This is a genomic window from Micromonospora sp. NPDC000663, from assembly GCF_042898105.1.
In the GTDB taxonomy this organism is placed as follows: Bacteria; Actinomycetota; Actinomycetes; order Mycobacteriales; family Micromonosporaceae; genus Micromonospora.
In genome coordinates this window covers 947,048-961,905 of sequence record NZ_JBIAYR010000001.1, presented here as the reverse complement: position 1 = coordinate 961,905, position 14,858 = coordinate 947,048, and the positions used below count along the sequence as shown (strand labels likewise).

12 protein-coding genes are annotated in these 14,858 nt (G+C 72.6%); 6 read left to right on the top strand and 6 right to left on the bottom strand.

The features are described from left to right. Window positions 1-2 precede the first annotated feature (2 nt). Window positions 3-815 (bottom strand): SAM-dependent methyltransferase, encoded by an 813-nt coding sequence (locus ACFY1S_RS04615; RefSeq protein ID WP_357984872.1) that lies wholly within the window; start codon window positions 813-815, stop codon window positions 3-5. A gap of 151 nt (window positions 816-966) precedes the next feature. After that, window positions 967-2,172 (bottom strand): 3-oxoadipyl-CoA thiolase, encoded by a 1,206-nt coding sequence (gene pcaF, locus ACFY1S_RS04610; RefSeq protein ID WP_387112843.1) that lies wholly within the window; start codon window positions 2,170-2,172, stop codon window positions 967-969. A 106-nt stretch (window positions 2,173-2,278) separates the two neighbouring features. Between pcaF and ACFY1S_RS04605 the strand changes: the two genes are divergently transcribed. The 4 genes from ACFY1S_RS04605 (at window position 2,279) to ACFY1S_RS04590 (ending at window position 6,526) form a co-directional block, all read left to right on the top strand. Next, window positions 2,279-3,244 carry a glutathione S-transferase family protein gene (locus ACFY1S_RS04605; protein WP_387112841.1) on the top strand — a complete coding sequence of 322 codons (966 nt, stop codon included), beginning with the start codon at window positions 2,279-2,281 and terminating at the stop codon, window positions 3,242-3,244. Continuing rightward, a complete protein-coding gene (locus ACFY1S_RS04600; protein ID WP_387112839.1) occupies window positions 3,237-3,917 on the top strand; it encodes a DUF998 domain-containing protein in 681 nt (226 codons plus the stop codon). Before ACFY1S_RS04605 ends, ACFY1S_RS04600 begins: the two co-directional genes overlap by 8 nt. Window positions 3,918-4,085: 168 nt before the next feature. Beyond that, a complete protein-coding gene (locus tag ACFY1S_RS04595; RefSeq protein ID WP_387114287.1) occupies window positions 4,086-5,390 on the top strand; it encodes a dicarboxylate/amino acid:cation symporter in 1,305 nt (434 codons plus the stop codon). A 68-nt stretch (window positions 5,391-5,458) separates the two neighbouring features. Next, entirely contained in the window at window positions 5,459-6,526 is a 1,068-nt protein-coding gene (locus ACFY1S_RS04590) for an NADH:flavin oxidoreductase/NADH oxidase (RefSeq protein ID WP_387112837.1), read from the top strand. Window positions 6,527-6,571: 45 nt separating this feature from the next. On the opposite strand, the gene ACFY1S_RS04585 is transcribed toward ACFY1S_RS04590, so the two are convergent. Together ACFY1S_RS04585 and ACFY1S_RS04580 are read right to left on the bottom strand one after the other, a co-directional pair. After that, entirely contained in the window at window positions 6,572-10,084 is a 3,513-nt protein-coding gene (locus tag ACFY1S_RS04585) for an ATP-binding cassette domain-containing protein (protein WP_387112835.1), read from the bottom strand. 96 nt (window positions 10,085-10,180) lie between these two features. Further along, window positions 10,181-10,351, bottom strand: coding sequence for a hypothetical protein (locus ACFY1S_RS04580; RefSeq protein ID WP_387112833.1), 171 nt, complete (start codon window positions 10,349-10,351; stop codon window positions 10,181-10,183). Window positions 10,352-11,355: 1,004 nt separating this feature from the next. Between ACFY1S_RS04580 and ACFY1S_RS04575 the strand changes: the two genes are divergently transcribed. After that, on the top strand, window positions 11,356-11,916 hold the full coding sequence (locus tag ACFY1S_RS04575; RefSeq protein WP_387112831.1) for a hypothetical protein: 561 nt from the start codon (window positions 11,356-11,358) through the stop codon (window positions 11,914-11,916). A gap of 64 nt (window positions 11,917-11,980) precedes the next feature. On the opposite strand, the gene ACFY1S_RS04570 is transcribed toward ACFY1S_RS04575, so the two are convergent. Continuing rightward, complete coding sequence (locus ACFY1S_RS04570; protein WP_387112829.1) at window positions 11,981-12,820, bottom strand: GNAT family N-acetyltransferase; 840 nt, start codon at window positions 12,818-12,820, stop codon at window positions 11,981-11,983. A gap of 152 nt (window positions 12,821-12,972) precedes the next feature. Between ACFY1S_RS04570 and ACFY1S_RS04565 the strand changes: the two genes are divergently transcribed. Next, a complete protein-coding gene (locus tag ACFY1S_RS04565; protein ID WP_387112827.1) occupies window positions 12,973-13,572 on the top strand; it encodes a PadR family transcriptional regulator in 600 nt (199 codons plus the stop codon). A gap of 107 nt (window positions 13,573-13,679) precedes the next feature. Here the strand turns inward: ACFY1S_RS04565 and ispG are convergent, their stop codons facing one another. Next, window positions 13,680-14,852: a flavodoxin-dependent (E)-4-hydroxy-3-methylbut-2-enyl-diphosphate synthase gene (ispG, locus tag ACFY1S_RS04560; protein WP_130408231.1), complete on the bottom strand. Its 1,173-nt coding sequence runs from the start codon at window positions 14,850-14,852 to the stop codon at window positions 13,680-13,682. Window positions 14,853-14,858: the final 6 nt, after the last annotated feature.

Below are 14,858 nucleotides of genomic sequence, written 5' to 3'. Positions count from 1 at the left end.
GATCAGCCGGCGGACTGGTCGTACCGGGCGACGCCCCCGAAGGCGCCGAACCGCTCCGGGTGCTCGTCCACGTCGGACGGCGAGTCGGGACGCCAGAGCGGCATGTGCACGACGCCCGGCTCGAGGACCGTCCAGTCGCCGAAGAAGCCGGTGATCTGGGCGCGGGAGCGCAGGGTGATCTCCGTGTCGGTACGCGCGGAGAGGCGCTGGGCGTCAAGCATCTCCTGCGGCTGGTCCTCGAACGTGGAGTGCGAGATGACCAGGAAGCTGCCCGGCGCGGCGGCGGCCCGCAGGGTGGAGAGGATCTCCTCGGGACGGTCGGCGTCCGGGACGAAGTGCACCACCCCGGCCAGCAGGATGCCCATCGGCCGGCTGAAGTCGATCAGATTGAGCTGGTGGGTCTCGGTGAGGATCCGCTCCGGCTCGCGCAGGTCGGCGTGGATCACGCCGGTCAGGTCGTTGCCGGCGAGCAGCTCCCGGCTGTGCGCGACGGCCACCGGGTCGATGTCGACGTACACCACCCGGGCCTTGGGGTTCGCCGCCTGGGCCACCTCGTGCACGTTGCCCACGGTGGGAATTCCGGAGCCGATGTCGAGGAACTGGTCGATGCCGGCGTCGAGCAGCGCGCGGACGGCGCGGCGCAGGAACTCCCGACCGGACCGCATGGTGGCGGCGAGGTTCGGGGTCATGCTGGCGATCTGCTCGGCCAACTGCCTGTCGATCTCGAAGTTGTGCGCCCCACCCAGGAAATAGTCGTACACCCGGGCCGCACTCGGCCTGGTCAGATCGATCTCGGTCGGCAGTCCGTCCGGCATCAGCGTGCTCCCCAGTTCATCGCCGCGGCGCGGGCGGCACCGGCGTCGGCGGACGTGCGCGACCACCGGCGGACCCGCGGGTCGTGTGGTGTGGACCACTCTAGGCCGCCGACGCGAGCGTTCGGGAGATCCCTTCACGCTGTTTCCACGCTCAGTCGGCGGACTCCAACAGCAGCGAGATGCCCTGGCCGACACCTATGCACATGGTGGCCAGGGCACGACGGCCCCCGCGCCTGCGCAACTCCAGGGCGGCGGTCAGGGCCAGCCGGGCGCCGCTGGCGCCGAGCGGATGCCCCAACGCGATGGCGCCGCCGTTCGGGTTGACGTGCTCGGCGTCGACGGGCAACCCCAACTCGCGCAGCACCGCCACGGACTGCGCGGCGAACGCCTCGTTCAGCTCCACGACGTCCACCGCGCCCACCTCGACGCCGACCCGGTCGAGGAGCTTGCGGGTGGCCGGCACCGGGCCGATCCCCATGATCCGGGGCGGTACGCCGGCGGCGGCCGCTCCGCCGATGCGGGCCAGCGGGGTGAGGCCGTACCGGGCCACCGCCGCCTCGCTGGCCACCAGCAGCGCGACAGCGCCGTCGTTGACGCCCGACGAGTTGCCCGCGGTCACCGTGCCGCCGTCGCGGAACGGGGTGGGCAGCGCGGCGAGCTTCTCCAGCGACGTCTCCCGGGGGTGCTCGTCCACCTCGACGAGGCGGGTCTCCCGGCGGCCGGCCGGCACGGACACCGGCACGATCTCCTCGGCGAACCGGCCGTCGGCCTGCGCCCTGGCCGCCCGCTGCTGCGAGCGGTACGCGAACGCGTCCTGCTCGGCCCGGCTCACCCCGTACTCGGCTGCCACGTTCTCCGCCGTCTCCGGCATCGAGTCGACCCCCCAGCCGTCGCGCATGAGCGGGTTGACCAGCCGCCAGCCCAGCGTGGTGTCGTACACCTCGGCCGAGCGGGAGTACGCCGACGTCGCCTTGGGCATGACGAACGGCGCCCGGCTCATGCTCTCCACCCCGCCTGCGACCACCAGCTCGGCGTCCCCGGCGACGATCGACCGCGCGGCGGTGGCCAGCGCGTCCAGGCCGGAGCCGCAGAGCCGGTTGACGGTGCTGCCCGACACCTCCTCGGGCAGGCCGGCGAGCAGCGCCGCCATGCGGGCCACGTTCCGGTTGTCCTCGCCGGCCTGGTTGGCACAGCCGAGCACCACGTCGTCCACCCGCGCCCAGTCCACCGACGGGTGGCGGGCGACCAGCTCACGGATCACGTGCGCGGCCAGGTCGTCGGGGCGGACTCCGGCCAGCGCGCCGGCGTACCGGCCGATCGGGGTGCGGACACCGGCCACCAGGTATGCCACGGTCATCGCGAGTCCTTCGGGGTGCATACGGCGGGGGTGGGGCACGCCCGCCGGGTCGCGGAGGGCATCCGGCCGCCAGGATATCCGCGCTCGCAGCGGATAGGTTGACGGCATGGCCCGGGCCCAGTTCAGCGCAGAGACAAGCGGCGGCGGCGCGTTCGTCCGCCAGCCCAACCGGTTCACCGGTCGGGTCACCGCCGACTCGACCTCCCCGCCCGGTGGCGGCCCGGACGAGCAGGACCGCTGGCCGCTGGAGGCCGGCCGCTACCGGCTGATCTGGTGCCGCGCCTGCCCGTGGGCGCACCGGGCGAGGATCGTGCGTGGTCTGCTCGGGTTGGACGACGCGATCTCGCTGGGCACCGTCGACCCGATCCGCGACGAGCGGGGCTGGGCGTTCGCCCTCGACCCGGACGGCTTCGACCCGGTCCTCGGCGTCGGGTTCCTCTCCGAGGCGTACCTGGCGACCGACCCGGACTACACCGGCCGGGTGACGGTGCCGGCGCTTGTCGACACCCTGACCGGTCGGGTGGTCACCAACGACTACCCGCAGCTCACCCTCGACCTCTCCACCGAGTGGCGGGCGCTGCACCGCGCGGGGGCGCCGGACCTCTACCCGGAGGCGCTGCGCCCGGAGATGGACGCGCTGATGGCCGACATCCACGCCGACGTCAACAACGGCGTCTACAGGTGCGGGTTCGCCACCTCCCAGGAGGCGTACAACGAGGCGTTCCGGGCGCTCTTCGCCCGGCTCGACATGCTCTCCGAGCGGCTGGCCGGGCAGCGCTACCTGCTGGGCGACGCGATCACCGAGGCCGACGTGCGGCTGTTCACCACACTGGTCCGCTTCGACGCCGCGTACCACGGGCACTTCAAGTGCAACCGCAACAAGCTGACCGAGATGCCTGTGCTCTGGGCGTACGCCCGGGACCTGTTCCAGACCCCGGGCTTCGGCGAGACTGTCGACTTCGACCACATCAAGCGGCACTACTACGGCACCCACCGGGAGATCAACCCGACCGGGATCGTGCCGCTCGGCCCCGACGAGTCCGGCTGGACGACGCCGCACGGGCGTGGTTGAGCGGGGGCGGGCCGGCACCACGAGCGCGCCGGGCGTGGGCGCGGACGTCGCCCGCCGGGTCGCCGCGTCGGTCGCCGCCGGCTGCACGCTCGCCGGCGCCGTAGCGGTGACAGTCGCCGTGCTCGCCGGTCCCGGTCCGGGTCTCATCGGGTACGTCAGTGAGGCAGGCATCGCCGGCAGCGGCTACGCCGCGACGTACCGGATCGGGGTGCTGGCCCTGGCCGGCGCGTTGCTGCTGATCGCCGCGGCGCTGCCCCCGGGGGTACGGCTGGCGTCGGCGCTGCTCGCCGTCGGAGCCGTGTGCACGGCCGTGTCCGGGGCGGTGACCTGCTCGGCGGGCTGCCCGCTGCCGCCGTTCGAGAAGGCAACAGTGGCCGACCTGGTGCACGGCGGCGCGAGTATCGCGGCGACCGCGGCGGTCGTCCTGGCGATGGCCGCGCTTGCCGTCTCGGGTGCGGCCGACCGGACGGTACGACGCCTGGCCGCCGGGGCTGCCGGGCTGGCCCTGCCGCTCTGCGCCGCGGTGGGGCTGGCCATGCTCGTCGTGGGCCGGGGCGCGGTGGTGGGTGTGCTGGAGCGGGTGGTCCTCGCGCTCGCGGCGCTGTGGGGTGTGGCGACGGCCACCACGCTGGCGCTCTGTAAGGAGCCTCACCCGGATCGCTCCTTGCAGTGATCGGCGACGGGGGTATCGTTGTGTAAACGATGACCAATGTCTGGGGCCTCACCGTCCGCCTGTACGTCGATCTCCGACTGCAGGCCAGCGGCGTCTGTCCGGCGTAGCGCGCGTCACTCGCCATCTCGCCCGGACCAGACAATTGGAAAACGTCCCATGCCATTCGGCCTGCGTAGAATCCCCTTCTCCGTGCAGATCCTGCTCGGTCTCGTCCTCGGTGTCGCACTCGGTTTCGTTGCCCGCAGCAACGACCTGAGCTGGCTGACCAGCACCCTGCACACCGTCGGCAGCCTCTTCATCCAACTCCTGAAGCTGGCCGTGCCGCCGCTGGTCTTCACCGCCATCGTGGTGAGCGTGGTCAGCCTGCGCGGCGTCGCGAACGCCGCCCGGCTCGCGCTCAAGACCCTCATGTGGTTCGGCATCACCGCGCTCATCGCGGTGAGCATCGGCATCGGCCTCGGCCTGCTCACCAACCCCGGCAAGGGTGTGACCATCGACGTGGGTGGCGCCGCGCCGCCGAAGAACACCGGCTCGTGGACCGACTTCCTCACCGGCATCGTGCCCACCAACCCGGTCGGCGCGTTCGTCGAGGGCAACGTCCTGCAGATCGTCTTCCTCGCCCTGGTCGTCGGTGCCGCCGCCCTGCTCGTCGGCGAGCCCGCCGAGCCGTTCGTGGCGCTGAACCGCTCGCTGCTGGAGATCGTCCAGAAGGCGCTCTGGTGGGTCATCCGGCTCGCCCCGATCGGCACCCTCGGCCTGATCGGCAACGCCGTCGCCTCGTACGGCTGGGACCTGCTGGCCCCGCTCGCGAAGTTCACCACGGCCGTCTACGTCGGCTGCGCCATCGTGCTGTTCGTGGTCTACCCGCTGGTGCTGATCCTCGCCGGCCGGCTCAACCCGCTGCGCTTCTTCGCCGGCGCCTGGCCGGCCATCGAGCTGGCGTTCGTGTCCCGCTCCTCGGTGGGCACCATGCCCGTGACCCAGCGCTCCGTCGAGCGCCTCGGTGTCCCCCGCGAGTACGCCTCGTTCGCGGTGCCGTTCGGCGCCACCACGAAGATGGACGGCTGCGCCGCCATCTACCCGGCGCTCGCCGCGATCTTCGTGGCCCAGGTGTTCGGCGTCCAGCTCGGCGTCACCGACTACCTGCTCATCGCGTTCGTCTCGGTGGTCGGCTCGGCCGCCACCGCCGGCCTGACCGGCGCGATCGTGATGCTCACCCTCACCCTGAGCACGCTGGGTCTGCCGCTGGCCGGCGCCGGCCTGCTGCTCGCCATCGACCCGATCCTCGACATGATCCGCACCGCCACCAACGTGGCCGGGCAGGCTCTGGTGCCGACAGTGGTCGCCGCCCGCGAGGGCACCCTCGACCGGACCGCGTACGAGTCCGCAGGCAAGCGCGACCTGACCGAGCCGGAGCCGGCCCCGGTGGCCCGACCCGACCGGCAGGACGAACTGAGCCCCGTCCCCGCCTGATCCCGGCACACCGACGTCGACGGACCCCTCCCCGAGGGGTCCGTCGACGTTTTCGAGAGGATGACGACATGAGTGTCCTGTTCACACCGCTGGCCCTGCGCGCGGTCACCCTGCCCAACCGGATCGCCATGGCACCCATGTGCCAGTACTCGGCAGGCCCCGACGGGCTGCCCACCGACTGGCACCTGATCCACCTCGGCACCCGCGCCGTCGGCGGCGCCGGCCTGGTGCTGAGCGAGGCCACCGCCGTGGTGCCCGAGGGGCGGATCAGCCCGCAGGACACCGGGCTGTGGTCCGGCGCCCACGTGGACGCGTGGCGACCGGTGACCGAGTTCGTCGCCGCACACGGCGCGGTGCCGGCCGTGCAGCTCGCGCACGCAGGGTTCAAGGCCTCGACGTACCGGCCGTGGGCACCGGGGCGCGGCGGTGTCCCGGACGACGAAGGCGGCTGGACCCCTGTCGCCCCCGGGCCGGACCCGTTCACCGCCGGCTACCGGACGCCGACCGCGCTGGACGCGGCGGGTGTCACCGGTGTGGTCGACGCGTTCGCCGCCGCCGCCGAGCGGGCACTGGCCGCCGGGTTCGCCGCCGTGGAGATCCACGCCGCGCACGGCTACCTGCTCAACGAGTTCCTTTCCCCGCTTACCAACCACCGCACCGACGGCTACGGCGGCGACCGGGCCGGCCGGATGCGGCTCACCCTCGAGGTCGCCCGCGCGGTACGCGCCGCCGTCGGCGAGAACGTCCCGGTGCTCACCCGGATCTCCGCCACCGACTGGGTCGAGGGCGGCTGGACGATCGAAGACAGCCTGGTGCTCGCCGGCGAGCTGGCAGGTGTCGGCGTGGACCTGGTCGACGCGTCCTCCGGCGGTGTGAGCACGGAACAGCGCATCCCGCTCGGCCCCGGCTACCAGGTGCCGCTGGCCGCCCGGATCCGCCGCGAGGCAGGCGTGCCGAGCGGCGCGGTCGGCCTGATCGTGGAGCCGGAGCACGCCGAGCAGATCATCGCCAGCGGCGACGCCGACCTGGTGCTGCTCGGGCGTGAGCTGCTGCGCGACCCGTACTGGCCGCGCCGGGCCGCCGCGAAGCTCGGAGTCGCGTACACCGGTCCGGCGCAGTACGCCCGCGCCGCCTGATCCCCGCCGGTCGGGCGGCTGCCGTGTCCGGCAGCCGCCCGACCGTCAGCCCGCGAGGTGCGACCAGTCGCCCTCCAGGTCCTGCCACGCGCCCTGAGCCGCGACGGCTCCGCCCAGCAGCACCACCACGTGGTCGGCGCGGACCAGCGCGGCCCGCTTCGCGGTCGACCCGACCACTGTCACCCCGTGTGCCCGCAACGCCTGCCACAACGCCAGCTCGGTGGTGACGTCGAGCGCCGAGGACACGTCGTCGGCGACCAGCAGTTCGGTACGCGGCGCCAACGCCCGCGCCAACGCCAACCGCTGCAACTGCCCGCCGGAGAGCCGCGTGCCCTTGTGCCCGATGAGCAGACCCAGCCCGCCACCGGCGGCGGTCAGATCGTGGTCGAGCTGGGCGGTGCTTACCGCTCCGGCCGCGTCCACCTGGTGCCCGAGGGCGATGTTGTCGGCGACCGTACCGGAGAGCACCCGGGGCAGCTGGGCGACGTAGCCGACCTGGTTGGGGCGCAGGAACAGCTCCGGCTCGGTGACCGGGTCGCCGTTCCAGGACAGCTCACCGGTGTGGTGCACGATGCCGGCGAGCGCCCGCAGCAGCGACGACTTGCCCGACCCCACCGGCCCGACGACCAGCACCAACTGTCCCCGTTCGACGGTCAGGTCCACGTCCCGGACGGCGACCGTGCCGTCGGAGTGCACCACGCCGAAGCCGCGCAGCTCCAGCCGGCGCAGCGGGTGGCGGGGCGGTGGAGTCGGCGCGGGGGCCGTCCCGCCGGCCAGGTCGACCGCCGGCACCGCCGCGGAGTACGCGCCCACTCCGGTCATCGCCACCGTACGACGGGTCCAGACCCGCGCGGACGGCAGCTGGGAGATCAACGACGCCGTCGTCCAGGCGAACCAACGGGCCGCGCCCAGGGTGGACACCGCCACCAGCACCGCCCCGGCGGAGAGCCCGCCGCCCAGGTAGAGCGCCCACGCGCCGATCGGCAACAACCCGCTCGCCATCGACGGTGTGGAACGCGACCACACCTGCACCGAGATCTCCCGCCGCTGCCTGTCGCTGCGCACCGCGTCCAGGTCCGCCAGGTGGCGCAGCACGGCCCCCGTCGCGCCGGCGAGTTTCACCGTCCGCGCCGCGGAGAGCGCCGAGACCAGCGCGGTGGCGAACGCGGCCCGTGCCGTCACCGTCGCCCGGGCGGCACGCTCCAACTTCGGCCCGAAGAGGGTCGCGGCCAGCCCGGAGACGACGATCGTGCCGAGGAAGAACAGCCCCGGTACGACGCTGCCGGTGACCGCCGTCATGGCGACCAGGAACACCAGCGCGACGACCTGGTCCAGCACGTTGTCGGCGAGCTGGACGACCCGCTCGGTGTCCCCGCCCTGTGCCACCACCTCGGCCGGGGTGTGGGAGCTGACCCGGCGCGGCCCGGTCTGGCCGTGCACCAGGCGCAGGCCGATCCGCAGCATCTGCCGCACCCACCAGTGCGGGAACCAGACGTGGGTGTAGAACGGCAGCGGAAGGGTGACCAGCAGTCCGACCACGATCCCCATCGCCGGCAGATACGGACTGCCCCCGTCCACCACGTCGGCCCAGAGCCAGGGCAGCACCGGGCCGTCCAGCCCGAGCAGGCTGAGCCCGAGGAACAGCCCGATCGCGGACATCCCGTACCGGGGATCGTTGAGGCAGAGCCGGAAGATCTCCCGCATCGTCCGGGCCCGTGGCAGGGGCGGCAGCGGCGGCGGGTCGGCGCGGGTCGGCCCGACCGGTTCGGGCGACTCGGCAGGCGTGGTCGCCGGCTCGCCCGGCCAGGCGTCGACCGGGTCGGGACCGACCAGCAGGTCGGTACCAGCGCCGGCGCGACCGGTCGGCGCCGACGCGGCGTACGCGGCGGCGTGGCTGGTCGCCAGCAGTTCGGCGAAGCGCGTGGACGTCTCCAGCGGGCCGGCCTCGACCACCGCACCGTCGGCCAGCACCACCACCTCGTCGCAGCGGCGCACCGAGGAGAGCCGGTGCGCGATGACGATGCCGATCCGGTCGCGCAGCAGTCGTTCGGTGGCGCGCTGCACCCGCGCCTCGGTCACCGGATCCAACCGGGCAGTGGCCTCGTCGAGGATCACCACGTGCGGGTCCCGCACCAGGATCCGGGCGAACGCCACCAACTGCTCCTGCCCTGCGGAGAGAACGTGGCCGCCCTCCCCCAACCGGGTCGCCAGTCCCTGCGGCAGCTCGGCGATCCAGCCGGCCAGGCCCAGCTCGTCAAGTGCGCGGGCGGCGGCGTCGAGCAGGTCCGGGTCGAAGAGCGCCACGTTCTCGGCGAGCGTGCCGGCCAGGATCTCGGTGCGCTGCGGCACCAGCGCCACCCAGCGGCGCAACTGCTCGACGTCGAGATCACACAGGTCGGTGCCGCCGAGGAAGACAGTTCCCGGTGGCACGTCGACCGCCCGGGTGAGCACCTTCGCCAGTGTCGACTTGCCCGAACCGGTCCGCCCGATCAGCGCGTACGAGCGGCCGCGCGCGAAGGTCAGGCTGAGCCCGCGCAGGGCGGCACCCCGTCCACTCTCCGGGCCGCTCACCTCGTACTCGAACGTCAGGTCGCGTATGCGCAGGTCACCCGAGGTGGGGCTGGCTCCGCCGACGGGTTCCTGCCGGGCCTGCTGGAGCAACCGCACCCGGGCCCACGCCCCGAGGGCCTCCTGGATCTCCGGCACCATCCGGCTGACGTGCTCCGCGGTGGCCCCGAAGGCCAGGGCGAGCAGCCAGATGCCGGTGAGCCGGGCGGCGTCGATCCGGCCGGTGGCAAGGGCCCACGCCCCGCCGAGCACCACCGCGCCGATGCCACCCCGGATCGTCGCGGTGGCGATCGTGGCCACCCGGGCCGACATCACCCAGACCCGGTTGCCCCGGGACAGCACGGCGGCGGCGCGGCGGGCGTACAGCCGCAGGACGTACGGCCGGGCCAGGCTGGTCCGTACGTCGTCCTGGCCGTGCACCGCCTCCTCCATCACCGCGGCCAGGTCCGACCACGCCTCCTCCTCGGCCATCCGGGCCGGGCCGATCCGTGCCGTGGGCCGCCGCAACCCGACCCCGAGCACCACCGTGAGCAGCAGCATCGCGATTCCGGCCGGCCACCACACGGCCAACGCGACGACCATCGACAGCAGCCCGACGCAGAGCCCCTGCGCGAGCCGGGTGCCCTGGTTACGGATCGCCGCCGCCACCTGGTAGACGTCACCGTCGATGCGGTCGAGCATCTCGCCCACCGGGGTGGTCTCCAGCGCGGGCAGGTCCTGCCCGAGGGCCACCCGGCAGAGTCGACGGCGTACGTCGGCCGACCAGTCGGCGGTCAGACCGGCCATCAGCAGGCTCACCACGAAGTCGCTGAGCACCACGGCGACAAGTGCCGCGGCCAGCACGGCGAAGAAGCCGGCCGAGCGGTGCACCAGCACCGCGCCGGCCAGCGCCGAGGCGCCTGCCTGACCGGCGGCACCGAGCACGATGAGGACGGCCATTACCGTCATCCGGCGCGGCGAGGTGCCCCACATATCTCGGAGCAGGCGCATGGAGAGTCCCTCCGGACGTGGGTGGCTGAGCACCCAGCCTGCCGGCAGCAGCCCTGTCCGCTCAACCGAATTACCCGCTCTGAGCAGGACTTCCGATCACGTCTGGGCGACCCGGCGGACGATGCCGGGTAGCGCCTCCTGCACGTCGGAGATGGGCCTGTCGGGCTGGAACACCAGCCAGTCCACGGCCACCACCAGGCCCACGCCGAACAGCGCCGAGGAGGCGGTCGGCACGTCCAGATCGGCCGGCAGGTCGCCGCTGTCCACTCCAGCCCGTACGTCTCGGCGATCACCTCGATCGCCTCGCCGCGCAGCAGCCGCAACGTCTGCTGCCACTCCCTGTTCGTCCGCCACATCTCCGACAACAGCAGCTGGGCGAACGCCCGGTACCGGCGGATGTACTCCAACTCGGCGCGGACGAGGGCCGCCAGCGCGGCGCGGGGCGGCAGCCCGGCGACCGCCGTCCGGAACTCGGCGGTGAGCAGACCGATGCCGTGCCGCTGCAACTCCTCGAAGAGCGCAGTCTTGGACTCGAAGCATAGGGCGCTGCCCGCCCCAGACGGGACACTCGGATCAGGTGATCCCGATCAACCCACCTGACCAGTCCCGCCCCCGCAGCCAGGCCGAGGAGGCCTCAGGGCCTGCGGGCTGGGGGTCGACTTCATATCGGCGATGTGGCGGCATGCGGGTGGCCCCGACAGCCCGAGATCGCCCGATATGAAGTCGATCGACCCCGACCGCCCCAGGCCGCGCGGTGCCGGTGTCGCCGGATGGGCATTTTGTCCGGCCTGGGTTGTGACCGGTCGCACCGGTGCGGCGGAATCATGGCCGGCCGGGGGTCGTTACACATCCTGACGATCGCAGGACCACGGCCCACCCGCCACGGGTTGGAATGCCCGACCTGGCCCGCTCGTTGCAAACCCGGGCGCCGCCTCGATGTGGGTGCCACCGGATGGGCCGCCCCCGGAATGACCCCTGTCGGCCGGCCGTTGCGGACCCCCAGGCACCGCCTCGATGCGGTGCCGCCGGCCCCGGAATGACCCCGGTCGGCCGGCCGTTACACCGACCCCCGGGCACCGCCACGATGCGGGTGCCACCGGATGGGCCACCCCCGGAATGACCCCGGCCCCCGGGTCGTTACACCCAGACCCCGGCGCCGCGAGCCCCCCGGCTCGCTGGCCGCCGACCCCCCGACTTTGTGCAGCGCCGGACGAGGTGCTCACACCCGGCTTGTCACGCGGGTGTTTCCTACCCCCGAAGGAGCTACCCCCATGAACACGATCATGCGCAAGAGTGTGCTGTCCGTTGCTGGTCTGGCCTTCGCCGGTGGCGTCTTCGCCGGCCCGGTCGCCGCCCACGCCAACCCGGTCGACGCCAAGCCCGCCGCCGCCGCGGTGCAGACGGCCGCGCCGAAGCCGCAGGGCGAGCAGTCGCACATCACCCTGAACGACGAGCAGAGCGCGAACGTCAAGGCGATCATCGCCGCGACGAAGAAGGCCGGCCTGCCCGAGCGGGCCGCGGTCATCTCCATCGCGACGAGCCTGCAGGAGTCGAAGCTGGAGAACCTCGGGCACCTCGGCGACCGCAACGACCACGACTCGCTGGGCCTGTTCCAGCAGCGCCCGAGCTCGGGTTGGGGCACGCCGGAGCAGATCACTGACCCCGAGTACTCCACCACCGCGTTCCTCAAGGGTTTGAAGCAGGTCGACGGGTGGCAGGACATGGCGTTGACCGACGCCGCGCAGACCGTGCAGGTCTCGGCCTACCCGGACGCCTACGCCCAGTGGGAACAGCAGGCCACCGACCTCGTCACCCAGCACTGGAACAGCTGACCCACCGCACGACCCGACCCAATGGCCGGCACCCCGCAACGGGGTGCCGGCCATCGGCATGCGGTCAGAAGAGAACCGTGGCCAGGGTGCCTACCGGCTGGAAGCCGCAGCGTTCGTAGACCCGGCGGGCCGGAAGGTTGAAGTCGTTGACGTACAGGCTGACGGTCGGGGCGACCCGCAGCAGCGCGTCGCGGACGACGGCGGCCATGGCCGGAGTGGCGATGCCCCGGCCCCTCCACTCCGGGGCCACCCAGACGCCCTGCACCTGCGCGGTCCGCTTGGTCACCACGGCCAGTTCGGCCTTGAACACGACCTTGCCGTCGACGAACCGGGCGTACGCCCGACCGGCCCGGACCAGGTCGTTGACCCGGCGGCGGTAGCTGCGCCCGGCGTCTTCGACCAGGGGCGAGACTCCCACTTCCTCGGTGTACATCGCCACGGCGGCCGGGAAGAGCCTGTCGACCTCACCGGCGCGGACCTGGCGTACCTCTGGGTCGGCCGGTACGGGTGGCAGCGTGTCGGTGGCCAGCAGCGGCTGGTTGGGGCGGATGTCCCGCGCTGGCCCCCACGTGTCGGAGAGTCGGTCCCACAGGCCGAGGACGGCGTCGGCGCGACCGACGATGGAGGAGCAGAGCCGTTCCTCGCCGGCGAGCAGGTCGGCGAAGGCGGCAACCGCGGCGTCGGTGGCGAGGATCGGGGTGAGGTTGCCGCCGAGCCAGCAGAGCGATTCGAGGTTGCGTCGGGCTCCGTACCCCAGGATCCTGCCCTCGGCCCGCCACCAGGACAGTCCGCGCGCGGCGATCCGCTCGGCGACCTGCGCGCCCGCGAACGGGTCCAGGTCGAGCAGTCGCTCGACCGCGCGGCGCTCCGATTCTCCCAGTTGGCGTACCGGCACCGTCAGCACGACTACCAGCCTGCCAGATCGACCCCGCCCCTCGCCGGCTGAGTGGCGAGCTCGACGCGGCCGGCAGGCAAGTCGACGCGAAGACTTGTCGGCGATGCATTGCCGATATATCGTTGATGCATCAGCGACAGTACGACGAGAAGGAGAACCCGATGCGGTTCCACCGACAGCACCACCCGATGCACGAGGGACGCATGCGCGGCTTCGGCTTCCCGCCGGTCCCGCCCGGCCCGCACGGCCACGGCCACGAGCGCGGACACGGCGGCCCCTGGGGCGGCCGGGGCCGTGGACGGGGTCGGGGTCGGGGTCGACGCCCCAACGTCCGGGCAGCCGTGCTGGCTCTGCTCACCGAGCGGCCGATGCACGGCTACGAGATGATCCAGGAGATCGACTCCCGCACCGGCGGTGCGTGGCGGCCGAGCCCGGGGTCGATCTACCCCACCCTCCAACTGCTGGAGGACGAGGGTGTGATCGCCGCCAGCACTGAGGAGTCCAGCAGCGGGCGCAAGCGGTTCACTGTCACCGAGGCCGGGCAGGCGGAGGCCACCGAGGCCGCGCAGGCCCCCGCGTGGGCGGACGTCGCCCAGGGCTCGGTGAGTAGCTGGCACGACATCCGCGACTCCGGCGCGCAGGCGATGAACGCCCTGCGTCAGGTCATGATGAACGGCACCGACGACCAGCGTGAGCGGGCCGCCCAGGTGCTCGACGAGACCCGGCGCAAGCTGTACGCGATCCTCGCCGAATCCGAGTGACGGCCGGCAGCACCACGCCGGGCACCCGCGACAGCGGCAGCACCACGCCGAAACCACGAAAGCGGCCGTCTCCCCGATGGGAGGCGGCCGCTTTCTCCGTGTGAAGGTCAGTGCACGGTGACGGTCGGGCCGGTGACCAGCCCGCGCAACTCCTCGGGAAGCTCGGCGCCCATCTCGTCGGCGATCCGCAGCGCCTCCTCGATCAGCGTCTCCACGATCTGCGCCTCGGGGACCGTCTTGACGACCTGCCCCTTGACGAAGATCTGGCCCTTGCCGTTGCCGGAGGCGACACCGAGGTCGGCCTCGCGGGCCTCACCAGGACCGTTGACGACGCAGCCCATGACGGCCACCCGAAGCGGCACCGGCAGGCCTTCCAGACCGGCGGTGACCTCCTCGGCGAGCTTGTAGACGTCCACCTGGGCGCGGCCGCAGGACGGGCAGGAGACGATCTCCAGGCCGCGCTCGCGCAGACCCAGGGACTCCAGGATCTGGTTGCCGACCTTGATCTCCTCGACCGGCGGGGCGGACAGCGACACCCGGATGGTGTCGCCGATGCCCTCGGCGAGCAGGGCGCCGAAGGCGACAGCCGACTTGATGGTGCCCTGGAAGGCCGGGCCGGCCTCGGTGACGCCGAGGTGCAGGGGGTAGTCGCACTGCTCGGCGAGCTGCCGGTACGCCCGGATCATCACGACCGGGTCGTTGTGCTTGACCGAGATCTTGATGTCGCGGAAGCCGTGCTCCTCGAACAGCGAGCACTCCCACAGCGCCGACTCGACGAGCGCCTCGGCGGTGGCCTTTCCGTACTTGGACAGAAGCCGCTTGTCCAGCGAGCCGGCGTTGACGCCGATCCGGATCGGCACGCCCGCGTCGCCGGCCGCCCTGGCGATCTCCTTGACCTTGTCGTCGAACTGGCGGATGTTGCCCGGGTTGACCCGGACGGCCGCGCAGCCGGCGTCGATGGCGGCGAAGACGTACTTGGGCTGGAAGTGGATGTCGGCGATGACCGGGATCTGCGACTTCTTGGCGATCGCGGGCAGGGCTTCGACGTCGTCCTGGGACGGCACGGCCACCCGGACGATCTGGCAGCCGGACGCGGTCAGCTCGGCGATCTGCTGGAGCGTGGCGTTGACGTCGGAGGTGAGGGTGGTGGTCATCGACTGCACGGAGACCGGCGCACCACCGCCGACCGGCACCGAACCGACCATGATCTGGCGGCTGGCGCGGCGGGGCGCGAGCGGCGGGGGCGGTACGGCCGGCATACCGAGACTGATTGCGGTCACTTCAGC